Below are 24492 nucleotides of genomic sequence, written 5' to 3'. Positions count from 1 at the left end.
GTGCAGGATCCTGGCTAGGCGCTGCCGGTGAGTTCCGCCAGCACCGCGGCGACCGTGTAAAACGATCCGAAAATCAAAATTCTATCACCTTGCGCCGCAGCCATACAGGCAGCAGCATGGGCGCTACGCACATCGGCGTAGGTGGCGCAGGGTGCCCCCCGCGCGAGACGGCGCACGCTGGCGGCAAGCGTCGTTGCAGGCGCCCCCCGTGGCGGGGGCAGCCCCGCCACGAACCAGGCATCCACCTGGTCCACTAGCGCCCGCACTACGCCTTCCATGTCCTTGTCCGCCAGCATGGCGCAGACCGCCAGGGTGCGGCCCGCAATCGGCGCTTGCGCGAGATTCGCCGCCAGCATACGCGCGCCTTGTGGATTGTGGGCGACATCGAGAATGCGCTGAGGAGGCCCCGGCACCACCTGAAAACGGCCCGGCAGGTGCACGCCCGCAAGCCCGGCACGGATCGCCTCCTCGGCAATGTTTACACGCGGCGCCAGCGCGAGCAGCGCCTCCACGGCCGCTGCGGCGTTGGCGTACTGGTAGGCGCCGATCAGGGCCGGTGGCGGCAGCGCTTCCAAGCAGACAAGGTGCCCCCCCGCACGCCGCCAGAACCGCCAGCCCGTCGTGCTTGGCTCCCAGCCAAAATCCCGCCCCAGGCAACGCAGATCCGCGCCGATGGCCTGGGCGTAAGCGACCAGGGTGGCAGGCGGATCGCAATCGGCGCAGATGGCAGGCCGGCCAGGGCGATAAATACCGGCCTTCTCCCGGCCAATGTGTTCCCGGTCGGGCCCTAGCCAGGCCATGTGATCGAGATCCACCGTGGTAACCACCGCCACCTCGGCATCGAACACGTTGACCGCATCCAGCCGTCCCCCCATGCCCACTTCCAGCACCGCCACCTCGACACCAGCCTCGACGAAGCACAACAGGGCCGCGAGGGTCCCGAACTCGAAATAGGTGAGCGAAACCTCGCCGCGGGCTGCCTCCACCGTGGCGAAGGCACGGCAAAGCGCAGCGTCCGTAACGGGCAGGCCATCGATGCGCACGCGCTCGTTGTAGGCGAGCAGATGGGGTGAGGTGTAGCAGCCCACGCGCCGCCCCGCCGCCACCAGCATAGCCTCGAGGAAGGCGCAGGTGGAACCCTTGCCGTTGGTGCCCCCGACGGTGATGATGGGGAAGCCGGGATCAAGTCCCAGGCGCGCGCGGACCGTGCGCACGCGATCGAGCGAGAGCTCGATAGCGGTGGGGTGGAGCTTTTCCAGATAGGCGAGCCAGTCCGCGAGGCGACGCGGCAAGGAGGGCCGCCCAGACATGGCAGGTCAGGCCGCAGCGGGTAGCCGCGTGAGCAGGGTGATGAGATTCGCGAGGCGGTCGCGCATCTGGCGTCGGTCGATGATGAGATCGATGGCCCCGTGCTCCAGCAGAAATTCCGCACGCTGGAAGCCTTCCGGCAGGGTTTGGCGCACCGTCTGCTCGATCACGCGCGGACCGGCGAAGCCGATCAGCGCCCCCGGCTCGGCGACGATCACGTCTCCCAGCATGGCGAAACTCGCCGACACCCCACCCATGGTGGGATCGGTGAGAACTGAAATGAAAGGCAGGCGCGCCTCGGCCAACTGGGTCAACGCGGCGGCAGTCTTGGCCATTTGCATCAGAGACAGCAGGCCTTCCTGCATGCGCGCGCCGCCACTGGCAGCGAAACTCACCAAAGGAAGTCGCTGCTCACAGCAGACCTGCACCGCCTCTACGAAACGTTCGCCCACCACCGAGCCCATGGAACCGCCCATGAACCGGAACTCGAAGGCGGCCGCCACCACCGGTACCGACTTGATGCTACCTTGCATCACCACCAGAGCATCGGTCTCGCCGGTCTCCTGTTGTGCCTCTTTCAGGCGATCCGTGTACTTTTTGCTGTCTTTGAACTTGAGCGTGTCCACCGGCAGGATCTGAGCGCCGATCTCATAACGTCCCTCTGCGTCGAGTAGCATGTCCAAGCGCTCACGGGCACCGACGCGGTGGTGGTAATTGCATTTGGGGCAGACCTGGAGATTCTTTTCCAGATCGGCGCGGTAGAGTACCGCCTCACAGGACGGACACTTGCTCCACAGGCCTTCTGGCACGGCCTTCCTGTTGCCTTCGACCTTGCGCTTGATCTTGGGGGGCAAAAGTTTCTGGAACCAGCTCATGGTCTCTCCTTTTCCTCAGGCGCCGACCGCTGCCGGCGCATCCATGGCTTGGCGGAATCCGCGCACCAGTTCTTCCACACGCGCTTCCAGCTCCGCACGCGGGGTGTCTTCCATGGCCTTAACGATGCGGCTACCGATCACCACCGCATCGGCAAACGCCGCCACGGCGCGCGCGGTGGTCCCATCGCGAATGCCGAAACCGACCCCAATGGGCAGGTCGATGACACGCTTCAAAGCGATCAGCTTGCGCTTGACGTCTTGCAGATCCAGGTGACTCGCGCCGGTCACACCCTTGAGCGAAACGTAATAGACGAAGCCACGCGCCAGCCGCGCCACCGCCGCCACCCGCTCCTCGCGGCTGGTGGGCGAAAGCAAGAAAATGGGATCGATGCCGTAAGCCGTGAGGCGTGCAGCGAAGTCTGCGCACTCCTCCGGCGGGTAGTCCACCGTCAGCACCCCATCCACACCCACTTCCTGCGCCCGCTGCGCGAAGCTTTCATGGCCCATGGCCTCGATGGGATTGGCATAACCCATGAGCACCACCGGCGTATCACCATCCGCGCGACGGAATGCCGCCACCATCTCCAGCACATCGCCAAGCCCCACGCCGTGGGCCAGGGCGCGTTCGCTGGCACGTTGGATCACGGGGCCGTCGGCCATCGGGTCGGAAAAGGGCACGCCTAGTTCCAAAATGTCCGCCCCCGCCCGCACCAATGCATGCATCAGCGGCAGCGTGGCGCTAGGCTCGGGATCACCGGCCGTGATGAAAGGAATCAGTGCGCGCCGGTCGCGTTGCCGGAGGCGGTCGAAGGTAGCTGGAATGCGAGACATGTCGTTTTGCGGAAAAAACGCGGTGGCGGCTCAGAGCGTGAGGCCGGACAGCGCCGCCACCGTGTTGAGGTCCTTGTCGCCGCGGCCGGAAAGATTAACCAATAGGACCTGGTCGCGACTCATGGTGGGCGCGAGCTTGGCCGCGTAAGCGAGCGCGTGACTAGACTCCAGGGCGGGAATGATCCCCTCGAAGCGGCACAGGTCGTGAAAAGCGGCCAGCGCTTCCTGGTCGGTGACGGTCACGTATTCGGCGCGGCCACTGTCTTTGAGCCAGGCATGCTCCGGGCCCACCCCGGGATAGTCGAGCCCCGCCGAGATGGAGTGGGTCTGCATGATCTGCCCATTAGCATCTTGCATGAGATAGGTGCGATTGCCGTGCAGCACCCCAGGACGCCCTGCGGCAAGCGGCGCGGCGTGACGGCCCGTCTCCACCCCGAGCCCGCCAGCTTCCACGCCGATCAGACGCACGTTCTCTTCCGCGAGATAACGATAGAAGATGCCCATTGCGTTGGAGCCCCCGCCCACGCAGGCGATTACCGCGTCGGGTTGACGGCCAATGAGCGCCTGCATTTGGGCGTGGGCCTCGTGGCCGATCACTGCCTGGAAATCGCGCACCATCATGGGATAGGGATGGGGTCCTGCCACGGTGCCGATGATGTAGAAGGTGGAATCCACATTGGTGACCCAGTCGCGCATGGCCTCGTTGAGGGCATCCTTGAGTGTCCGGGAGCCAGACTCCACCGGCACCACGGTGGCGCCCAGCATTTTCATGCGGAAGACGTTGGGCGACTGGCGTTTCACGTCCTCCGCGCCCATGTACACCACGCACTCCATGCCCAGGCGGGCCGCCACCGTGGCCGTGGCCACGCCATGCTGGCCCGCGCCAGTCTCGGCGATCACGCGCCGCTTGCCCATGCGGCGGGCCAGCAGCGCCTGGCCGATGGTGTTGTTGATCTTGTGGGCGCCGGTGTGGTTGAGATCCTCGCGCTTGAGATAGATGCGCGCGCCCCCCAGGTGCTCGCTCCAACGCTGCGCATAATAGACGGGGCTCGCCCGGCCCACGTAGTGCTTGAGATCGCGCGTGAATTCCGCCTGGAACTCGGGATCGAAGCGATAACGCTCGTAGGCTTCCCGCAGTTCCTGCAGCGCCTCCATCAAGGTCTCGGCGACGAAGATGCCGCCGTACGGCCCGAAATGGCCGCGCTCATCCGGCAGGTCGTACATCTGCATTGCGCACTCCTTGCATGAACGCGGCAATCTTGGCTGCGTCCTTGATTCCCTTCGCCACCTCGACGCCGCTGGAGACATCCACCGCCCAGGGCCGCACACGCCGGATGGCTTCGCCCACGTTGTCGGCATCGAGTCCGCCCGAAAGCACGATGGGCATGGGCAGATCGCGGGGGATTAGCGACCAGTCGAACCTGCACCCGGTGCCGCCCGGTGTGCCCTCCACGAAGGCGTCCAGCAGTAGGCCCCGGCTGTCCGCAAAGCGGGCCGCCCATTCTACCAGATTGACCCCCGGCCGCATCCGCACCACCTTCAAGTAAGGACGCCCGAAGGCGCGGCAATATTCCGGTGGCTCCTCGCCGTGGAATTGCAGAAGATCCAGCGGCAGCGCGGCGAGCGCGGCGCGCACCGCCTCGGCCGGTGCGTTCACGAACAGCCCGACCGTGGTGACGAAGGGTGGTAGCACGGCCAGGATGGCGCGCGCCTGCTCAATGCCCACATGGCGTGGGCTAGCCGGGTAAAACACCAGGCCAATGGCATCGGCCCCGGCTTCACTCGCGGCGAGCGCATCCTGGACGCGGGTCAAGCCGCAAATCTTCACGCGCGTGGGCACGTCAGCTCTCCATGGCAAGGGCAATCGGGGAAGGGTCGCAGGCCAGTGGCAAGGCCCATTGCGCATCGTATTCGGCGCCCGCGAAATACAGGCCGTCTGGGGCGAAAGTGGGTGCGGCCTGGCGCCGGTCGCGCCCCGCCAGGACCTGTCGCAGCCACGCTGGCGGCTGCTTGCCGGCTCCCACATAGACCAGGCAGCCGACCATGTTACGCACCATGTGATGGAGGAAGGCGTTGGCGGCAAAATCGAACACCACCAGATCTCCCGCCTTGTGAATGTCCAGGCGCGTCAAAGTCCGCACCGGCGATCGGGCCTGGCATTCCGCGGCGCGGAAGGCGCTGAAATCCTGTTCTCCCAGTAGGCATTGGGCTGCTTCGACCATGGCTGCCACGTCCAAAACAGCGTGGTACCAGCCCACCCGTCCGGCAAGCAGACCCGGTCGCGTCGGCCGGTTGAGGAGGAGATAGCGGTAGCGGCGGCTGCGGGCAGAAAACCGAGCATGGAATCCTGCCTCCACGGGCCGCGCCCAGCGCACGGCCACACTGGCTGGCAGCAGCGCGTTGACGCCACGCACCCAGGCCGTGTCCGGGCGCAGGCTATCCGTATCGAAATGCACCACCTGGGCCAAGGCATGCACGCCTGCGTCGGTCCGCCCAGCGGCGACGAGTTTAACGGGATGGCCCGCAATGGCAGCCACCGCCCGCGCCAGCACATCCTGCACCGCGCAGCCGGACGGCTGGCTCTGCCACCCACAGAAGCGGCTGCCGTCGTACTCCACGCCGAGGGCGACCCTCACAAAGCTGCCCCCACCAGCAAAACGATAGCGGCCGCGAACGCCAAGGCATCACGCCAAGTGAAGGGCGCGAGCTCGATCACCACCTCGCCCCCTCCCCCCGCGGGCGGCGACTCCCAGACGCAGGCAAGCGCAGCAGGACTCAGGCGCACCCCAGGCGGTGGCTGTTCCAGCACGAGGGCAAGCCGCACCACGAAGAGATGCACGGGCAGGCCCAGGGGTGCCAAGGGTTTAAGACCGGCATACAGACCGCTCATCAAGCCTGCCTGCCCCAGGCGCGCCAACACCCAGGCGAGACTGGCCAGAATGAGCACCAGGCGTGCAGCCTGCAGGACGCCCTCCCGCACACCTTCCATGCTGGGCATCCAGGGCCACGCGGTCATCAGGGGCTGGCCGGGCGTGGCGGCGGCATAGACCAGGGCGAGGACCAGCAGCAGCACACGCGTGCGCCGCAACAGCCGCAGGAAATGGGCTTGCGCCGCGGGCACGGCAAGGAGCGCGAGCAGCGCAAGCAGGCCAGCCACGGTCAGAGGCACGGCGCCCAGGTGGGGCAGGGTGAGCACGAAGGCCATCCATAAGCCGAGCACGGTAGCGGGATTCAGCATGGCACCGGATGCGTCGCAGGAAGACACGCGGAAAACGCTCGGGGCCGCTTGCGCGGCCCCGACCAGACGGAGTCGATGGGGAAAGTTTACGCCAAACTGGCCAGCAGTTTCTTGGCGTCGGCCTGCTGCTCGGGACCGCCTTCCTGGATGACTTCCTCCAGGATTTCCCGCGCCCCTTCCTTGTCGCCCATTTCCATGTAGGCGCGGGCGAGGTCGAGCTTGGTGGAGGCTTCCTCCCAGCTCTCGGCAGGCTGCATCTCACCGGGCGTGCCGGCCAGCGTGACCGCCTCCTCCAACGGCACGCCCGCAGCCGCAGAGCCTTGCGCCGGCTCACGCCCCATCTCGCCCGGCATCTCGAGCTCGAGCCCGGACAGATCGAGATCCGGCAACAGCGCCTCGGTGGGCGCCTCCGCCGGCTTGGCGGCCTCGGTGGGCGTCTCGAACTCAAAGTGGAAGTCCAGTCCTTCCACGCTCTCCCCGACGGCCTCGCCAGGCTCTTGCGCGGCCGTCTGCTCGGCTGCGTGGGATGCCGGCGTGGCCAGCTCACCCAGCTGTGGCAGATCCAAAGAGATTTCCTCCTGGACGGGGGCTTGGGCTTCCTGTTTTTCCACCGCCTTAGGAATGATGGTGTCGAGATCGAAGGTGAGACCCTGCTCGCGCTCGTCTTTTTCCGTCCCCCTCTCGGCGGCAGGGCTCGCAGCCTCCTCAGCCGCCTCGGTGAGGCTGGGCGCCGCAGTATCCAAATTGAACTCCAGGGGAACTTGCGTGGCAACCTCAGAAGGCACGGTGGCCTGATCCAAGGGCGCACCACCCGCGGTATCCAGGTCGAGCGCGAAATCAAGCGACGGTGCGCCCTCTTTAGCAGGCTGCGCAGCCGCGGCGGCCGCCACGGCGGCTGCTGCGACGCCGGCGGCTGCGGCCGCCGCGGGCGCGCTCGCGCCGCTCGCGGCATAGAGAGGATTGTCCGGATCCAGGCTACGCCCCATTTCCGCCGCCTTCTCCCAGAGGGGGCCTCGGCCGGCAGTGGCGGCATAGAGCTCGGTGGCCACCGCCTCGAAGGCCTCCTTGTTGCGGCGCGCGAAATAGATCTCCAAGAGCTTGAGCTGGACCTCCTGCCGGTTGGGATCCTTGCTGATGGCTTCCTTGAGGATTTCCTCCGCCTGGGCGTCGCGCCCATAGGCCATGTACACCTCGGCCTCGGCGATGGGATCCACGTCGTTGGTATCGATTGCCCCCATGCCACCCTGGCTGAAGTCGGTCAGGAAGGAGGTATCACCCGTGTCGATCTGACCGCCGCCGGTGTTGCCGAACACCGTGTTGGCCTTGAGGTCGCCACCGGTCATGATGGAATCCTCGAAGCTGGCGAGGCTCTTCTTACGCCGCCGCCCCACGGCCCACAGGGCGACGAGCAGGCCGCCGATGGCCACCGCGCCCCCACCCGCCACATAGAGGGGATTACCCAATAGCTCCTCCAGGAAGGAAGGCTCGGGCACCGGCTCCATCACCCGGGGCACCTTTTTCACGGGCTGGGGCTTGGGCGGGGCCGCCGCCTGCGCAGGCTTGGGAGCCTCTGCCGGCTTGGGGGGTTCGGCGACCTTCGGCGGGGCTGCCGCCTGCGTGGCGCTCTGCGTCGGCTCGGCGGCTTGCGGCTTCGCCGCCTCGGGTTTGGCCGCAGCGGTGGCCTCTTTCTGTAGCGCAGCGAGCTGCTGGTTCTGGGTTTCCAGCAGGCGTTTCATGTCCTGGATGTTTTTCTCCAGGTCGGCAATGCGCGAGTTGGCCTCCTTGAGTGCCTTGTCCTTGGCCGCCGCCTCTTCCAGCGCGGCGTTGAGCTTGTCCTGGAGGGCTCGACTGTCCCCGCTGCCGGCGCGGCTGCCTGCCGCGGCCGCGCCCTTGCCGGCCTCGGCGGCCTCGCCCTTGGACAGTTTGAGCACATCTTTCGGGCCTTCCGCGGCCTTGGGCGCTTTTTCTTCCACTTTGGCGGTGATCTTGCCGGAAGCCTCCTGCGCCGCTTCCGCAGGCTGGCTCGTGGCGGCGGCCGCGAGTTTTTGCCGATAGGCATTCCAGTCGGCGGCGTGCGCCTTCACCTCCCGCACGGCCTGGTCGCGGCCGACGGCAGCCACGTCGGCGGCGTCGGGCACACGCAGGATCTGGCCGCTCTTCAGGCGGTTCATGTTGTTGCCTTCGAAGGCCTGACGGTTGGCCTCGAACAGGGACACCAGCATCTGCTCGAGACTGTAGCCTTCGGGCTTGAACTGCTGGGCAATGCGGGCCAGGCTGTCACCGGGCTTGACCTTGTAGGTCTTCTGCTGGCCTGTCGCGGACACCGCAGGCGGGGGCGCGGAGGCGGCTTGCCCTCCTTCGTCGAAACGCGGGAAGGTCTGCTCGGCCGGCGTAAGGCTTGGCTGGGCCCGGACCAGGACTTCCTGCTTGGGCGCGGCCTGTTTCGCTTCAGGCGCGGGCTGAGCCTTCTGCGCCGCTTTCTCCACGGGCTTGGCCGCCGGTGCCCGCTTGGGCACGGGTTCGGCCTTGGATGGGGCCACCGCGACTTCCGGCCGGGCTGCTGGCGCGACCACAGTGGGAGCCGTGACAGCGGCGACTGCCGGACGCTCGTTGAGGCCAGGCGGATCCAGCAGCAGCGTGTAGTTGCGCAGCACGCGCCCGGCCGGCCATTCCAACTGAACGAGAAGCTGCAGGTAGGGTTCGTTCACCGGCTGCAGGGAGGTGACCTTGAGATAGGGCTGCCCATTGGGACGCTTTTCGACGGAGAAGCGGATGGCGTTGCTGCCCTCCGGTCGTTCCAGACCGGCGCGACGGTACTCCTCGGCGGAGGCCACCTTGGCGACGAGGAGATCCACCTCGTCCTTGGGCACGGCGATCAGATCGATTTCCGCGCGCAAGGGCTGGCCCAGTGCAGAAATCACGGTGATGTTGCCGAGGCCCGCGGCGTGGGACGCCCACGGCAGGGTCAACAGCGCGCCCGCGATCAGCCAATGCTTTAGCGTATGTTTAGGTTTCATGCCACCCTCATGAATGTCCTGGCCGAGTTATCCACGGTAACATCAAATAGTTATGGATGCAAGCTGATACACCACATTACATTAGCGGCGAATGCTGGCGTGTCTGGAGTAACTTTTCGGCAATCTGCACGCAATTGAGCGCCGCGCCCTTGCGCATGTTGTCAACTACGGCCCAGTAGGTGATTCCTTTAGCATTTTCTGCAGCCGATAGCCGCACGCGACCCACGAACACGGGGTCGTGGGTAGCGGCCTCCACCACGGGTGTGGGACAGCCACCCGCTTCCGGCCGGTCGTAGAGGACGATGCCCGGGGCGGCTTCGAACAGGCGCTGCGCGGTCGCCCGCGTCAAGCCCCGTCGGGTGCGCACCTGCGCCACCAGGGCATGGCCGTAGAACACGGGGACGCGCACACAGGTCGCGTCCATGACCAGGTCCGGCAGGCGCATTAGCCGCCGGGTTTCCTCCATCAGCTTGCTCTCTTCCGTGGTGTAGCCCGTCTGATCCTGGCTACCGATCTGGGGCAGCAGGTTGAAGGCGATCTGCTTGGGAAACACTTCGCACACCAGCGCATTCTGATTGAACAAGTCCATGGACTGGCGCGCGAGTTCCTCCACCGCGGCGCGACCAGTGCCGGAAACGGACTGCAAGGTCACCACGCGCACCGCCTCCAATCCGACGGCTTGCGCCAACGGCTGCAGCGTGAGTGCCAGCAGGGTGGCGCAGGTGCCGGGGCTGGTGATAATGCCCCGCGCCGGCCGTGTGGTCAGCGCCTCCGGGTTGACCTCGGGCACCACCAGGGGGACGTCTGGCTCGCGGCGAAAGGCGTCGCTGTCGTCGATCACCAGGCAGCCCTGGGCTGCGGCCCGCGGCGCATGCTCCAAGGCGAGGGAGGCATCGCCGCAGAAGAAGGCAAGCTTGACTTTGGCAAAGTCGAATTCGGCGATATCGCCTACGCCATAATCGCTGCCTTGGAAGACCACGGTCTCCCCCACTGCCTCGCCCGCGTCCAGCAAATACAGCTCGTTGACCGGGAACGCCCGCTCTTCCAGGATTTCCAGCAGAGTCTCGCCCACCAGGGTGCGCGGGCCGACCACGCAGATATCGTATTTCATGCCGATCCCCGCAAGATACGCCAGGGGCGCGACACCCCTGGCAAAGTATGACGAGAGGAATTAGCGTTCCAGCAGGATGCGCACCATACGGCGCAACGGCTCGGCGGCGCCCCACAGGAGCTGATCGCCGACGGTGAAGGCGGAGAGGTACTGGGGCCCCATGCTGAGCTTGCGCAGCCGCCCCACTGGCACGCTCAGGGTGCCACTCACCGCGGCGGGTGTGAGCTCACGCATGGTGGCTTCGCGGTCGTTGGGGACCACCTTCACCCACGCGTTGTGGGAAGCGATGATGCCGTGAATGTCGGCAAGCGGCACATCGCGCGTGAGCTTGATGGTGAGGGCCTGGCTGTGACAGCGCATGGCGCCGATACGCACGCACAAGCCATCGATGGGAATGGGGTGGTCGGCGCGCCCGAGGATCTTGTTGCATTCCACTTGCGCCTTCCATTCTTCCCTGCTCTGGCCCGTTTCCAGCTGCACGTCGATCCACGGGATGAGGGAGCCAGCCAGCGGCACCGGCCACGCGTCCAACGGATAGCGTTCGGAGCGCATGAGATCCGTCACCTTGCGGTCGATTTCCAGGATCGCCGAGGCGGGATCGTCGAGCAGCGCCTTCACTTCCTGATGGATGGCACCCATCTGCTGGATGAGCTCGCGCATGTTGCGTGCGCCCGCGCCGGAAGCGGCCTGATAGGTCATGGGGCTGATCCATTCCACCAGGCCCTGTTCGATGAGACCGCCGATGGCCATCAGCATCAGTGAGACGGTGCAATTGCCGCCCACGTAAGTTTTCACGCCGCGCGCGAGCGCTAGTTCTATTACCTTGCGGTTGACCGGGTCGAGGATGATCACTGCCTCATCCTGCATGCGCAGGGTAGAAGCGGCGTCGATCCAATAACCCTGCCAACCCGCCGCGCGCAGCCGGGGATAGACATCCTTGGTGTAATCCCCCCCCTGGCAGGTGACGATCGCATCCATGGCCTTCAGGGCATCCAAATCGAGCGCATCCTTCAGGGGTGGCACCTCCTTGCCCACGTCCGGACCCTTGCCACCCGGATTGGAAGTGGTGAAGAACACCGGCTCGATGCGCGCGAAATCCTGCTCCTCCCGCATGCGCTGCATGAGCACCGAGCCCACCATGCCACGCCAGCCGACAAAGCCCACTTTCATCATTGCTCGTGTCTCCTAGAATCTCACCACACGGGAACGGAGAGGAAACGCAGTCAATCCTGGTTCTGCCGGGATCTTCGCGTTTCCCGAGTCCCTCGCTACAGCGCGGCCACCACCGCATCACCCATTTCGCTGCACGAGACCTTCCTCGTGCCCTCGGTATGGATGTCGGCCGTTCGCAAACCCTGGGCCAGCACCTTACGCACGGCCTCCTCGACGCGGCGTGCGGCGTCCTCGCTGTGCAAGCTGTAGCGCAGCATCATGGCCACCGATAGGATGGTGGCCAAGGGATTGGCGACGTCGCGTCCGGCGATATCGGGTGCCGAACCATGAATCGGCTCGTATAACCCCTTGGCGCGGTCGTCCAGCGAGGCCGAGGCCAGCATGCCGATGGAACCGGTGAGCATGGCCGCCTCGTCCGACAAGATGTCGCCGAAGATATTGCCCGTCACGATCACGTCGAACTGCTTCGGGTTTTTCACCAACTGCATGGCGGCATTGTCCACATACATGTGGGACAACGCTACATCCGGATAGTCCCTGGAGACTTCGATCATCACTTGGCGCCACAGCTCGGAACATTCCAGGACGTTGGCCTTCTCCACTGAGCATAGCCGGCGGCTACGCTTCCTGGCGATGCCGAAGGCTACGTGGGCGACACGACGGATCTCCGATTCGGAATAGATCATGGTGTTGAACCCGACCCGCTCGCCATTGCGCACTTCGATGCCACGTGGCTGACCGAAATAAACATCGCCGGTCAGCTCGCGCACGATCATCAGGTCGAGGCCAGACACCACCTCGGGACGCAAGGTGGAGGCGCCGACCAACTCGGGATAGAGCACGGCGGGGCGCAGGTTGGCGAACAGGTTGAGCTCCTTGCGGATGCGCAGCAATCCTCGTTCCGGGCGCTTCTCCCGCGGTAGCGCCTCATATTGCGGCCCGCCCACGGCGCCTAGCAGCACCGCATCGGCCTGCTTGGCCAAGCGCAGCGTGGCTTCGGGTAAGGGATCCCCCGCCGCGTCGTAGCCGGCGCCGCCGATGGGCGCCTGCTCCATTTCCAGCGGCAGCCCATCACGGGCCAGAGCCTCTAGCACCTTGGTCGCCTGGGCGACGATTTCCGGGCCAATGCCATCACCCGGCAACACGGCAATCTTCATGTCTTAGCTTTTCCTTCCAGCCACATGGTTTTCGCTAGGCAACCGCCTGAGCCTTGTCCCTACTCGGGGCGCTGGCCCAAGGGATTGAACAGCCACGGTGCTTCCCTGCGCCGACGTTCCTCGTAGGCCTTGATCTTGTCCACGTGGCGCAGCGTAAGGCCGATGTCGTCCAGCCCGTTTAGCAAACAGTACTTGCGGAACTCGTCCACCTCGAAACGGAAGCGCTGGCCGGAGGGGGTGGTCACGGTCTGGGCCAGGAGATCGATGTCGAGGCGATAGCCTTCCTGGGCCTCGGTCTCACGAAACAACTGGTCCACCACGGCAGCGTCCAGCGTGATGGGCAACAGACCATTCTTGAAACAGTTGTTGTAGAAGATGTCGGCAAAGCTGGGGGCGATGATGGCGCGGAAACCGTAGTCGAGCAGGGCCCAGGGCGCATGCTCGCGGCTGGATCCGCAGCCGAAATTCTCGCGGGCGAGCAAGATCTGGGCACCCTGGTAACGCGGCTGGTTGAGCACGAAATCCGGATTGAGCGGCCGCTTGGAGTTGTCCATCCCCGGCTCGCCATGGTCCAGGTAGCGCCACTCGTCGAACAGGTTGGGCCCGAAGCCGGTCCGCTTGATGGATTTCAAGAACTGCTTGGGAATGATGGCGTCGGTGTCCACGTTGGCTCGGTCCAAGGGGGCCACCAGCCCATTGAGGCGAACGAAGGGTTCCACTACTTGGCTGCCTTCTCGATGATCTCGCCGCCCTTCTTGATGTCCTTGCCCATGCCTTCGATGGTGTTGCAGGCGGAGAGGGTCATCATCGCCAAGAGCAGGAAAAGCAGGCTCAGTTTTTTCATGACAGACTCCTCGATGATATCAGGCCACGGCTCCCGGCGCTTCCATGAATGAGCGCACGTCCACGAAATGACCCGCTATCGAGGCCGCCGCAGCCATGGCAGGACTCGCCAGGTGGGTGCGACCACCCGGTCCCTGACGGCCTTCGAAATTGCGGTTGGAAGTGGAGGCGCACCGCTCGCCCGGCTCCAGTCGATCGGCATTCATGGCCAGGCACATGGAGCAACCGGGCTCACGCCATTCGAAACCCGCCTCGATGAAGATGCGGTCCAGCCCTTCAGCTTCCGCCTGACGCTTCACCAATCCAGAACCCGGCACCACCATGGCCAGCTTGACGTTGCGGGCCACGCGCCGGCCCTTGACCACGGCCGCCGCCGCGCGCAGATCTTCGATCCGGGAATTGGTACAGGAGCCGATGAACACCTTGTCGATGTAGATGTCGGTGATGGGCGTGCCGGGCGCAAGCCCCATGTAGGCGAGCGCACGTTCCATGCTGGCGCGCTTGATCGGGTCGGTTTCCTGCGCCGGATCTGGCACCTGCCCGTCGATGGTGGTGACCATCTCCGGCGAGGTGCCCCAGGTGACCTGGGGTCTGATGGTGCTGCCATCGATTTCCACCACCTTGTCGAAGCGCGCGTCCGGATCGCTCACCAGCGTGCGCCAATAGGCCACGGCCTGGTCCCACAGCGCGCCCTTGGGGGCGAACGGCCGACCGCGGAAGTACTCGATGGTTTTGTCGTCCACCGCCACCATGCCGGCGCGCGCGCCCGCCTCGATGGCCATGTTGCACACGGTCATGCGCCCTTCCATGGACAGCTCGCGGATCGTGCTGCCGGCGAACTCGATGGCATAGCCCGTGCCGCCGGCCGTGCCGATCTTGCCGATGATGGCGAGCACCACGTCCTTGGCGCTGACCCAGGGCGCCAGCCGGCCTTCCACCTTCACCAGCATGGACTTGGATTTCTTCTGCAGCAGACACTGGGTGGCCAGCACGTGTTCCACCTCGGAAGTGCCGATCCCATGGGCCAGGGCCGCGAACGCACCATGGGTGCTGGTATGGGAATCGCCGCACACCACGGTCATGCCAGGTAGGGTGGCGCCTTGCTCAGGCCCCACCACGTGCACGATTCCCTGGCGCACGTCGCTCATTTTGAATTCGGTGATGCCGAACAACTCGCAGTTCTTGTCCAGGGTTTCCACCTGCAGCGCGGACACCGGATCGCTAATGCCCTGGCTGCGATCCGTGGTGGGCACGTTGTGATCCGCCACCGCCAGATTGGCTTCCACCCGCCACGGCTTGCGGTGATTGATACGCAGCCCCTCGAAGGCCTGTGGGCTGGTGACTTCGTGCAGGAGATGGCGGTCGATGTAGAGCAGCGTGGTGCCGTCCTCCTCGACATGCACCACATGGGCGTCCCACAGCTTGTCGTACAGGGTCTTGCCACCCATGCGTCACCCGAAAGCGATGAAAAGTGTGGATTATACCGGAGAGCGCGCGCCTCCGAGCAGCACCCGTCAGCCTGCCTGGCGCTGGCGCCGGGTTTCGAACAGGCAGATGCCCGCCGCCACCGACACGTTGAGACTTTCCACCGCGCCGAACATGGGAATGCGCACCAGCTCGTCGCAGGATTCGCGGGTGAGCCTGCGCAAGCCCTCGCCTTCCGCGCCCAGTACCCAGGCCAGCGGGCCGGCGAGGCGGGTATGGAACAAGTCCTGCTCTGCCTCCCCGGTCGCGCCAATCACCCACACCCCCTGTTCCTTGAGCGTGCGCAGGGTGCGGGCCAGATTGGTGACCGGGATGAAGGGCACGCTTTCCGCGGCACCGCTGGCCACCTTGCGCACCGTGGCATTGACGCCAACGGCACGATCCTTAGGTGCCACCACCGCATGGGCACCCATGGCATCGGCCACCCGCAGACAGGCCCCCAGGTTGTGGGGGTCCTGCACGCCATCCAGCACCAACAGCAACGCAGGCTCCCGCACGCTTTCCAGCACTTCGTCCAGATGCACCGGCAGCGGCACCGGCACCACCCGCGCCACCACCCCTTGATGGGGCACGCTGCGCGCCATGCCATCGAGACGGGCCCGCTCCACCAGCATTACCCGGACCCCGGCCTGCTGCGCAGCGGCCAGCAACGTCTGGGCGCGTTTGTCCTGCCGTGCCTGATCGAGGTAAATCGCCTCCACGCTGGCGGGATGGGTGCGCAGGCGGCTCGCCACCGCGTGGAAGCCGCAGATCAAGGTGCCCTGGCTCATGCGCGTTGCCGTGTGCGCCGCTTGGCACCGGCTGCGCGCGAACCTTCTGTAGTCCGCTCGCCACGTGTCGGCCGTCGTGCGCTGCCCGCTACCCGCGGCTCGATGCCGGTCTCCACCGGGACGAAGTCGATACGGCTGGTTTCCAGGCTCACGCGTGCCACGCGCACGCGCAACCGGTCGGCCAACCGGTACACCTTGTGGGTGCGTTCACCGATGAGGCGGTGCTGGGCAGCATCGAAAGTGAAATAGTCGTTGCCGAGCTCGGAAACGTGGACCATGCCCTCCACATACACGCCATCCAGCGCCACGAAAATACCGAAGCTGGTGACGCCGCTGATGGTGCCCTCGAACTCCTCGCCGATTCTGTCCTGCATGTAGTAGCACTTGAGCCACTGCTCCACGTCGCGGGTGGCTTCGTCGGCGCGGCGTTCCGTCATGGAACAATGCAGCCCCAGCTCGTGCCAGTCGCCCGGTTTGTACTCCTTGCCCGCCAGGACCGCTTTGATGGCGCGATGGATGAGCAAATCGGGGTAGCGCCGGATCGGCGAGGTGAAATGGGTATAGGACTCGTAGGCCAGGCCGAAATGCCCAACGTTGTCCGGACTATATACCGCTTGTTGCAAAGAGCGCAGCATGACCGTCTGCAGCAGCTGCGCGTCGGGCCGCCCCTTGATCTTTTCCAACAGCTTGGCGTAGTCCTTGGCATGGGGATGATCGCCGCCGCCGAGGGTGAGCCCGAAGTTTTTCAGGAATTCGCGCAGGGCTTCCAGTTTTTCCGGCGTCGGCCCCTGATGGATGCGATAGAGCGCGGGGTGTTTGTGACGTTGCAAGAAATCCGACGCGCACACATTGGCCGCCAGCATGCATTCCTCGATCAGACGATGGGCATCGTTACGCTCCACCGGCACGATGCGCTCGATCTTGCCCTGATCGTTGAAGATCATCTGGGTCTCGATGGTCTCGAAATCGATGGCGCCACGCTTAACGCGCGCCTTGGCAAGCGCCTGGTAGAGCTTGTGCAGGTTCTGCAGATGGGGCAGCAGTGCGGCGTGGCTACGCGCCATCTCGCCTTGTGGCTGCTGCAACATCTCCCACACCTGGTTGTAAGTGAGCCGGGCGTGGGAGTGCATGACCCCGGGGTAGAAGCGGTATTTCTTGATCTCGCCGCTGCTGCTAATCTCCATGTCGCACACCATGCACAGACGGTCCACCTGGGGATTGATGGAACACAGCCCGTTGGAGAGCACCTCGGGCAGCATGGGAATGACACGGCGCGGAAAATACACCGAGTTGCCGCGATTCAGGGCTTCCCGGTCCAGTGGATCGCCGTGCAGCACGTAATGACTGACATCGGCGATGGCCACCACCAGGCGCCAGCCACGCCAACGTTTCTGGCAATACACGGCATCATCGAAGTCCCGCGCCGTCTCGCCGTCGATGGTCACCAAAGGTAGCTCGCGAATGTCCTCGCGACCGGCGAAATCCTCTTTGCGCACACCCTTGGGAAATTTTTTGCAAAGCCGCTCGATCTCCCGGGAAAATTCGTAGGGCAGGTTGTGCTTGCGCACGGCAATCTCGATTTCCATGCCCGGATCGCCATAATCGCCCAACACCTCGACGATGCGACCGATGGGTTGGCTATGGCGGGAAGGCTGTTCCGTGAGTTCGATCACCACCACCTGCCCCGGTTTGGCCTTGCCTTTAGCCGCGGGCTCCACCAGGATGTCCTGAGTGATGCGCTTGTCCTCGGGCACCACGAACAAGATGCCACGCTCGGCCATGAGACGGCCGACGATGCGTTTGTTGGCACGTTCCAGCACCTCGACCACGCTCCCCTCGGGACGACCCCGGCGATCGATTCCGGTGACGCGCACCATCACCAGATCGCCATGCATCACACCCTGCATTTCCCGTGGCGAGAGGAAGACATCCTCGCCGCCTGCTTCCGGCACCACGAAACCGAATCCATCGGGATGCCCCTGCACGCGTCCCTTGATCAGGTGCAATTTGTCCACCATGCACAGCGCCCCCTTGCGGTTGCGCATGAGCTGGCCCTGGCGCTCCATGGCATCGATGCGGCGCGCGAAAATTTCCATTTCGTGGGGCGCGATGCCCATCATGCGCGCGAATTCCTCGAAGCCGATGGGAACCCCGTGCTCCTTGAGCTTTTGCAGGATGTATTCGCGGCTGGGAAGGGGATGACCGTATTTTTCCTGCTCCCGCTGGTAGTAGGGATCGGCCAGGCGCACGGCCGGTAGTTTCGCGGGTTTCCTCTTCATTGACATGGGTCTCTTTTTCATTACAATTGCGGCTCTTGCCCAGGTGGCGGAATTGGTAGACGCACTAGGTTCAGGTCCTAGCGGTGGCAACACTGTGGAGGTTCGAGTCCTCTCCTGGGCACCAAAACACGAAGGGCGGTTGGTTCACCAACCGCCCTTTTTTCTTTTCCGGCGTCAGTCGTAGGGATGACGCAGGACGATGGTCTCCTCCCGGTCGGGCCCGGTGGAGATGATGTCCACTGGTACTTCGCACAGCTCTTGCATGCGCTCGAGATAACGACGCGCCGCCAGCGGCAGGTCGGCGTAATGACGAATGCCAACGGTGCTTTCCTTCCAGCCCGGCATTTCCTCGTAGATGGGTTCGCATTCGGCCAGCGTCTCCGCCCCTACCGGCAGGATGTCGCTGGTGCCACCCGGCAGGCGGTAGCCCACGCACAAGCGCAGGGTTTCCATGCCGTCCAACACGTCCAGTTTGGTAACGCACAAGCCCGAGACGCCGTTGATCTGGATGGAGCGCTTGAGGGCGGCAGCATCGAACCAGCCGCAGCGGCGCGCGCGGCCGGTCGTGGAGCCGAATTCGTGGCCACGCTCCGCCAGATGGCGACCCGCCTCGTCAAATAGTTCCGTGGGGAACGGGCCCGAACCCACACGCGTGGTGTAGGCCTTGGTGATGCCCAGCACGTAATGGAGCGTGTGCGGGCCGACTCCGGCGCCGGTCGCCGCGCCGCCAGCGGTGCAATTGGACGAGGTCACGTAAGGATAGGTGCCGTGGTCGATGTCGAGCAAGGTACCTTGCGCCCCTTCGAACAGCAGGTTCTGCCCGGCCTTGTTGGCCTCGTAGAGCAGGCGCGGGACATCGCCGACCATCGGTCGAATGCGCTCGGCCAGCGCCATGGTCTCGTCCAGCGTCTGCTGGAACGACACGGTGGGCGCTTGGTAGTAGTTCTTGAGCATGAAGTTGTGCAGGTCCAGCACCTCCCCCAGCTTGGCGGCGAATAGGTCGCGATGGAACAGGTCCTTCACGCGGATGGCGCGGCGCGCCACCTTGTCCTCGTAGGCAGGACCGATGCCGCGCCCGGTGGTGCCGATTTTGGCCGCACCCTTGGCCGCCTCGCGCGCATGATCCAACGCCACGTGATGGGGCAGGATCAAGGGACAGGCCTCCGAAATGGTGAGCCGGTTCACGACGTCGATGCCCGCTCGCTCCAGCATGTCCACCTCCTCCATCAGTGCCTGCGGCGAGACCACCACGCCATTGCCGATGTAGCAGCGCACGTTCTCGCGCAAAATGCCGGAGGGAATGAGGTGCAGCACGGTCTTCTTGCCACCCACCACCAGGGTGTGGCCGGCATTGTGGCCGCCCTGGAAACGCACCACACCCTGGGCGCGATCGGTCAGCCAGTCAACGATCTTGCCCTTGCCTTCGTCACCCCACTGGGTGCCGATCACCACTACGTTTCTCGTCATGAGCGCCTGTCCTCTCCCTGTGTCGTCGATGTCATGCTTCGCGTCGCAGCGCCACCACCTGCCAGCCGCCCTCGCCGGGCACCAGCTGCCGATCGCAGCCCGACTCGGCACGAAAGGCTTCCTGCCCCGGCAGCTCCACCACCACCACTTCGCCTGCCGCTCGCAATTCCTCGATGCGCGCCTTGAGTGCGGTATCCCCCCCCCAAGGCGCGAGGATGGCGCCCCGCGGCTGTGTCGCGGGCAACAACGGCAAGAGGCCCCGCAGATCCATGGAAAAGCCGGTGGCGCTACGCGCCCGGCCGAACACCTTGCCGGCTCCATCGTAGCGCCCACCCTGGGCCACCGCGCGCGGGCATTGCCGCACGTAGGCGGCGAACACCACACCGCTGTGATAGTGGTAACCACGCAGTTCCGCGAGATCGAAATGGAGCTCGGTGCCCTGCTCCTGCAGCGCGTCCGCTAGGGTCTGCAGGGCGTCCAGGGCCGCGCCGATTTCCGGATAGGGCGGCAGCCGCCGTACCGCCTCTTCGAGGATGGCGCGTGGGCCGTAAAGATTCGGCAGCACCTCCAGGGCCGTACGAATCTCCTGAGGCAGGCCCACCGTCAGCTCCCGCAAGGTGGGCACGTCCTTCATCTGCAGTGCCTGGAACAGATCCGCCTCGCGCTCTTCGTCGAGTTGGGCGCGGCGCGCCAGTGCCCGGAAGATGCCCACGTGCCCCAGCGCCAGTAGCACACCCGATAGCCCAAGCCGCGCCAGCAGCTCGAGCATGAGCCGTTGGATCTCCAGATCCGCCTCCAGTCCGGCGTGGCCAAACAGCTCCGCCCCCACCTGGAACGGCTCGCGGCTTTCGTCCGCGGATGCCGGCCGCGTGTGCAGCACGCTGCCGGCGTAGCACAGACGTGTGGCACCTTGGCGGTTGAGCAAGTGGGCGTCGATGCGCGCGGCCTGGGGCGTGATGTCGGCGCGCACGCCCAGGGGACGGCCACTCAGTTGATCCACCAGACTAAAGGTGATGAGACGCATGTCGCGCCCGGTGCCAGTGAGCAGCGATTCCAGAAATTGGATCAACGGCGGCTGAATGAGCTGATAGCCGTGGCTTGCGAACAGATCGAGGGCGGTGCGCCGTGCCTGCTCCAAGCGCCATGCCTGGGGCGGCAGGATATCCTCGATGTTCTCCGGAAGCAGCCAGCTGTGCATGGTTCAGGCGGCCAGCCAGGTAAGCGCCAGCCCGATCAGCATGGACATCAGGCCCATGAAGCGCAACTGGCCGTCGCTCAAGGCGGTGAGACGGCGAAAAGCATCGCGCCAAAGGGCCGGAGCGGCGAAGGGCAGCACGCCTTCCAGCACCAGCATCAGCCCCACGGCCATCAGCAGGCTCACTCCCATGGCCTTACTTGCCACCCCGACCGGGGTTCTTGAAGTACTTGAAGAATTCGGAATTGGGATCCAGCACCAGGATGTCGCTGCGGTTCTTGAAGCTCTCTTTGTAGGCATCCAGGCTGCGGTAGAAGGCGTAGAACTCCGGATTGAGGGAATAGGCCTGAGCATAGATGGCAGCAGCCTTGGCATCGCCTTCACCCTTGATGCGCTGGGCATCGCGATAGGCCTCGGAGATGATGATCTGGCGCTGCTTGTCGGCATCCGCCTGGATCTTTTCCCGTTCCGCCGCACCAGTGGAACGGCGCTCGTTGGCTACGCGCACGCGTTCCTGACGCATTTGCTCATACACCGAATCGGCCACCTTTTCCGAATAGTCCACGCGTTTGAGGCGCACATCCACCACTTGGATGCCCAGCGCGCGCGCCTCGCGATCCACGTTGGCACGCAGACTCTCCATCACCTGTTCCCGCTGGCCGGAGACCACGTCATCCACGGTGCGCTTGTTGAATTCCGCCCGCAGGCCGTCGCGTACCAGCTGCAATAGGCGCGCCTCGGCATTCTTCTCGTCACCGCGCACACTCACGTAGTACTGGCGGGCATCGGCCACACGCCACTTGACGAAGGAATCCACCAGCATGTTGATCTTTTCCGCCGTGATGATGAGGTCGGAATCCGGTGTATCCAGGGTACGTACGCGGCGATCCACAAAGATCACGTTCTGCACCAGCGGCGCCTTCAGATACAGGCCGGGCTGGGTCTTGATGGAGACGATCTCGCCTAGCTGCAGTACCAGCGCATTCTGGCGCTGGTCCACGGTGAACAGGCTAAAGCTTGCGATCACCAGCAGAATCAGTGCGGCGACCAGGACAGTGGCGGCTTTGGGTTTCATCAGCGGCCCTCCCGGTTGCGCAACAAATCACGCATGCGCGCCTCGTCCGCACCCGCGCGCGGCGCATCCGGCGTCGCCGCGGGTTTGGGTTGCGGCATGGACGCCGCCTCGGGCGTGGTGTGTTGCATGAGCTTATCCAGAGGCAGATAGAGGAGGCTCGTGCCGGATTTCTGGTCCACCACGATCTTGGTGGTGTTGCTGAGAATCTGCTGCATCGCCTCGAGATAAAGCCGGTCACGGGTCACGGCAGGCGCCTTGTTGTATTCCGCCACCAGAGCCCGGAAGCGCGCCGCGTCACCCTCGGCATTGGCGATCACACTCTGACGATAGCCCTCCGCCTCCTGCAACAGGCGCGCGGCAGTCCCCTTGGCCTTGGGAATCACATCGTTGGCGTAGGCCTCGCCTTCGCTACGCATGCGCTTGCGGTCCTGATCGGCGCGGTTGGCATCGTCAAACGCCGCCTGCACCTGCTCGGGCGGCTGCACCTGGCTGATGGTGACGTTCTGCACGGTAATGCCAGACTGGTAGCGCTCAAGCATCTGCTGGATGAGCTCGCCCGCCTTGTTGGCCACCTGCGTGCTCTCGTACAACACGGAATCGATCTTGGTCCTACCCACCACCTCGCGCATGGCACTTTCCGCGATCTGGCGCACGTAGGCCTGGTCGTCGCCGATCTGGTTGTTGAACAGGAACTGCTGGGGATCCGTCACCCGATACTGCACGGCGAACAACACGTTGACGATGCTCTTGTCGCCAGTGAGCATGGTGGCCTCGTGAGGCTGTCTGTTCTGCACGCTCTGCCGGTAACCGATCTCGGTGACGCGGTTGCCCTCGACATCGACGATCTCCACCGTCTCGATGGGATACGGCATGTGCCAGCGCGGCCCCGGCATAGTGAGCTCGACGAACTTGCCAAAACGCAGCACCACACCCCGTTCCCGCGCATTGACGATGTAAAAACCGCTACCCAGCCAGATCGCCAGAATCAGGACGATGAGCAGGGGCGCGCCCCGAAAGCCTGGCTGCCCTGCCTCGCCGGCAGGCGGGCGATTGCCCCCTTTGCCGCCGAACATACGGTTCAACTTGGCGTTGAAATTGCGCCAGAGTTCGTCGAGATCCGGTGGGCCACCGCTCGATTTTCTACCCCAGTCAGGGTCGTTCCAGGCCATGTGGATTCCAGTCAAGCTTGCGTGTGGGAACAGTAGGGACGCTTCAGCACACGGCTTCGGGCCGCGCCTCGAGGCGGGCCGCCGAAGCTCGCTCGGCGATGGCCAGCCGCAGTCCGTCCAGGCCAGTGCCGGCATGGGCGCTTACCCAGACGCGCGAGATGTTACCACAGTCGTCCCGCTCGACGCCTGGCGCCAAGCCACGTGCGTCGATCTTGTTGTACACGAGGATTTGCGGGATGTCCTGTGCGCCGATCTCGGCCAGCACGGCATTGACCTGGGCAATGCGCTCATCGCGCACGGGTGAGGCCGCATCCACTACATGCAACAACAGATCGGCCTGCACCGCTTCTTCCAGAGTGGCACGAAAGGCCTCGATCAAGGTGTGGGGCAGGCGTTTGATGAAACCCACCGTGTCGGACAGCACCACTGGTCCCACTTCCGGCAGGAACAGGCGGCGCGAGGTGGTATCCAAGGTGGCAAACAATTGATCGGCGGCGTAGCTGCGGGCATGGGTCAGCCGGTTGAACAAAGTGGACTTGCCGGCATTGGTATAGCCCACCACGGACACCGAGAACACGTCGCGCCGGCCACGGGCTCGACGCTGGGTCTGGCGTTGGCGACCCAGCCGCGCCAAGCGCTCCTTGAGCAGCTTCACGCGCTTGGCGAGCAGCCGGCGGTCTGTTTCCAATTGCGTCTCGCCGGGACCACGCAGGCCGATACCACCTTTTTGGCGCTCCAAGTGGGTCCAGCCCCGGACCAGACGCGTGGCGAGATGCTCCAGTTGGGCGAGTTCCACCTGCAATTTGCCCTCGTGGGATTGGGCGCGCTGGGCGAAGATGTCCAGGATCAAACTGGTGCGGTCGATGACCCGGCACTTAAGGCGCCCCTCCAGATTGCGCTGCTGGCCCGGGGAAAGCTCGTGGTTGAAGATCACCACATCCGCGCCGGTCTCCGCCACGCGGTGGGCGATCTCTTCCACCTTGCCGCTACCCGCGAACAGGGCCGCGTCCGGCCGGCTGCGTCGGCCTGTCACCAGGGCCAGGGGCGTGGCCCGTGCGCTCTCGGTCAGACGGCGCAATTCCTCGAGGCTTTCTTCCTCGTCTGGATCACCGAAATCGATGCTGACCAGCACCGCCCGATGCAGGGGCCGCGCAGCAGAAACGGACGCCAGTCCTTCAGGCGTCGGGGGCATCGTGGGAGATGTGCACCGGACGGGTCGGAACGACCGTGGAAATGGCGTGCTTGTAAACCATCTGGGTCACGGTGTTCTTGAGCAGCACCACGTATTGGTCGAAGGATTCGATCTGGCCCTGCAGCTTGATGCCGTTCACGAGATAGATCGAGACCGGGATATGCTCTTTGCGTAAAGTATTCAGAAACGGGTCTTGTAACAATTGCCCTTTGCCGCTCATGGATTCTCCAATGCTTTGATGTCTGGTTTGCTGATCCGGCCTCCCGGGACTCGCAGCGCCCGGGAACCCTCCCGACGGTCACATAAT

23 protein-coding genes and 1 tRNA gene are annotated in these 24492 nt (G+C 64.7%); 1 reads left to right on the top strand and 23 read right to left on the bottom strand.

Annotated features, from left to right (window positions below; genetic code table 11):
• Positions 1–14: 14 nt before the first annotated feature.
• The 16 genes from folC to rnr form a co-directional block, all read right to left on the bottom strand.
• Positions 15–1310, bottom strand: a complete 1296-nt coding sequence (folC, locus tag V6E02_RS10130; RefSeq protein WP_347308677.1) for a bifunctional tetrahydrofolate synthase/dihydrofolate synthase — start codon at positions 1308–1310, stop codon at positions 15–17.
• 6 nt (positions 1311–1316) lie between these two features.
• On the bottom strand, positions 1317–2183 hold the full coding sequence (accD, locus tag V6E02_RS10125; RefSeq protein WP_347308676.1) for an acetyl-CoA carboxylase, carboxyltransferase subunit beta: 867 nt from the start codon (positions 2181–2183) through the stop codon (positions 1317–1319).
• 15 nt (positions 2184–2198) lie between these two features.
• The gene (gene trpA / locus V6E02_RS10120) at positions 2199–3014 is read right to left on the bottom strand and encodes a tryptophan synthase subunit alpha (protein ID WP_347308675.1); all 816 of its coding nucleotides are present in this window, start codon (positions 3012–3014) and stop codon (positions 2199–2201) included.
• Positions 3015–3044: 30 nt separating this feature from the next.
• Entirely contained in the window at positions 3045–4238 is a 1194-nt protein-coding gene (gene trpB / locus V6E02_RS10115) for a tryptophan synthase subunit beta (protein WP_347308722.1), read from the bottom strand.
• Complete coding sequence (locus V6E02_RS10110; protein ID WP_347308674.1) at positions 4219–4854, bottom strand: phosphoribosylanthranilate isomerase; 636 nt, start codon at positions 4852–4854, stop codon at positions 4219–4221. Before V6E02_RS10110 ends, trpB begins: the two co-directional genes overlap by 20 nt.
• A 1-nt stretch (position 4855) precedes the next feature.
• Positions 4856–5650, bottom strand: coding sequence for a tRNA pseudouridine(38-40) synthase TruA (gene truA / locus V6E02_RS10105; protein WP_347308673.1), 795 nt, complete (start codon positions 5648–5650; stop codon positions 4856–4858).
• Complete coding sequence (locus V6E02_RS10100; protein ID WP_347308672.1) at positions 5647–6252, bottom strand: hypothetical protein; 606 nt, start codon at positions 6250–6252, stop codon at positions 5647–5649. Before V6E02_RS10100 ends, truA begins: the two co-directional genes overlap by 4 nt.
• An 86-nt stretch (positions 6253–6338) precedes the next feature.
• Complete coding sequence (locus V6E02_RS10095) at positions 6339–9269, bottom strand: motility hub landmark protein FimV (protein WP_347308671.1); 2931 nt, start codon at positions 9267–9269, stop codon at positions 6339–6341.
• A gap of 76 nt (positions 9270–9345) precedes the next feature.
• Entirely contained in the window at positions 9346–10380 is a 1035-nt protein-coding gene (locus tag V6E02_RS10090; RefSeq protein ID WP_347308670.1) for an aspartate-semialdehyde dehydrogenase, read from the bottom strand.
• Between the two features lie 60 nt (positions 10381–10440).
• Entirely contained in the window at positions 10441–11550 is a 1110-nt protein-coding gene (gene asd, locus V6E02_RS10085; RefSeq protein WP_347308721.1) for an aspartate-semialdehyde dehydrogenase, read from the bottom strand.
• 98 nt (positions 11551–11648) lie between these two features.
• Complete coding sequence (leuB, locus tag V6E02_RS10080; protein WP_347308669.1) at positions 11649–12710, bottom strand: 3-isopropylmalate dehydrogenase; 1062 nt, start codon at positions 12708–12710, stop codon at positions 11649–11651.
• 59 nt (positions 12711–12769) lie between these two features.
• The gene (gene leuD, locus V6E02_RS10075) at positions 12770–13429 is read right to left on the bottom strand and encodes a 3-isopropylmalate dehydratase small subunit (protein ID WP_347308668.1); all 660 of its coding nucleotides are present in this window, start codon (positions 13427–13429) and stop codon (positions 12770–12772) included.
• Positions 13429–13554 carry an entericidin A/B family lipoprotein gene (locus tag V6E02_RS10070; protein ID WP_347308667.1) on the bottom strand — a complete coding sequence of 42 codons (126 nt, stop codon included), beginning with the start codon at positions 13552–13554 and terminating at the stop codon, positions 13429–13431. Before V6E02_RS10070 ends, leuD begins: the two co-directional genes overlap by 1 nt.
• Positions 13555–13573: 19 nt before the next feature.
• On the bottom strand, positions 13574–15001 hold the full coding sequence (gene leuC / locus V6E02_RS10065; protein WP_347308666.1) for a 3-isopropylmalate dehydratase large subunit: 1428 nt from the start codon (positions 14999–15001) through the stop codon (positions 13574–13576).
• Positions 15002–15067: 66 nt separating this feature from the next.
• Positions 15068–15808 (bottom strand): 23S rRNA (guanosine(2251)-2'-O)-methyltransferase RlmB, encoded by a 741-nt coding sequence (gene rlmB, locus V6E02_RS10060; RefSeq protein ID WP_347308665.1) that lies wholly within the window; start codon positions 15806–15808, stop codon positions 15068–15070.
• Positions 15805–18087 (bottom strand): ribonuclease R, encoded by a 2283-nt coding sequence (rnr, locus tag V6E02_RS10055; RefSeq protein WP_347308664.1) that lies wholly within the window; start codon positions 18085–18087, stop codon positions 15805–15807. Before rnr ends, rlmB begins: the two co-directional genes overlap by 4 nt.
• A gap of 37 nt (positions 18088–18124) precedes the next feature.
• Between rnr and V6E02_RS10050 the strand changes: the two genes are divergently transcribed.
• A tRNA-Leu gene (locus V6E02_RS10050) sits at positions 18125–18211 on the top strand.
• Positions 18212–18261: 50 nt separating this feature from the next.
• Here the strand turns inward: V6E02_RS10050 and V6E02_RS10045 are convergent.
• From V6E02_RS10045 to hfq, 7 genes are read right to left on the bottom strand one after another with little or no spacing between them, the layout of a single operon-like run.
• Entirely contained in the window at positions 18262–19554 is a 1293-nt protein-coding gene (locus tag V6E02_RS10045) for an adenylosuccinate synthase (RefSeq protein WP_347308663.1), read from the bottom strand.
• A 31-nt stretch (positions 19555–19585) separates the two neighbouring features.
• Complete coding sequence (locus tag V6E02_RS10040) at positions 19586–20752, bottom strand: ATP phosphoribosyltransferase regulatory subunit (protein ID WP_347308662.1); 1167 nt, start codon at positions 20750–20752, stop codon at positions 19586–19588.
• A gap of 3 nt (positions 20753–20755) precedes the next feature.
• Positions 20756–20941 carry a DUF2065 domain-containing protein gene (locus V6E02_RS10035; RefSeq protein WP_347308661.1) on the bottom strand — a complete coding sequence of 62 codons (186 nt, stop codon included), beginning with the start codon at positions 20939–20941 and terminating at the stop codon, positions 20756–20758.
• Positions 20942–20945: 4 nt separating this feature from the next.
• A complete protein-coding gene (gene hflC, locus V6E02_RS10030; RefSeq protein ID WP_347308660.1) occupies positions 20946–21824 on the bottom strand; it encodes a protease modulator HflC in 879 nt (292 codons plus the stop codon).
• Positions 21824–22993, bottom strand: coding sequence for an FtsH protease activity modulator HflK (gene hflK / locus V6E02_RS10025; RefSeq protein WP_347308659.1), 1170 nt, complete (start codon positions 22991–22993; stop codon positions 21824–21826). The genes hflC and hflK overlap by 1 nt, the downstream gene beginning before the upstream one ends.
• 43 nt (positions 22994–23036) lie before the next feature.
• Positions 23037–24185, bottom strand: coding sequence for a GTPase HflX (hflX, locus tag V6E02_RS10020; RefSeq protein ID WP_347308658.1), 1149 nt, complete (start codon positions 24183–24185; stop codon positions 23037–23039).
• Positions 24169–24405 carry an RNA chaperone Hfq gene (gene hfq / locus V6E02_RS10015; protein ID WP_347308657.1) on the bottom strand — a complete coding sequence of 79 codons (237 nt, stop codon included), beginning with the start codon at positions 24403–24405 and terminating at the stop codon, positions 24169–24171. Before hfq ends, hflX begins: the two co-directional genes overlap by 17 nt.
• Positions 24406–24492: the final 87 nt, after the last annotated feature.

It is taken from the genome of Thiobacter sp. AK1 (assembly GCF_039822265.1).
In the GTDB taxonomy this organism is placed as follows: domain Bacteria; phylum Pseudomonadota; class Gammaproteobacteria; order Burkholderiales; family Thiobacteraceae; genus Thiobacter; species Thiobacter aerophilum.
This window is presented reverse-complemented; position numbering and strand designations above follow the sequence as displayed.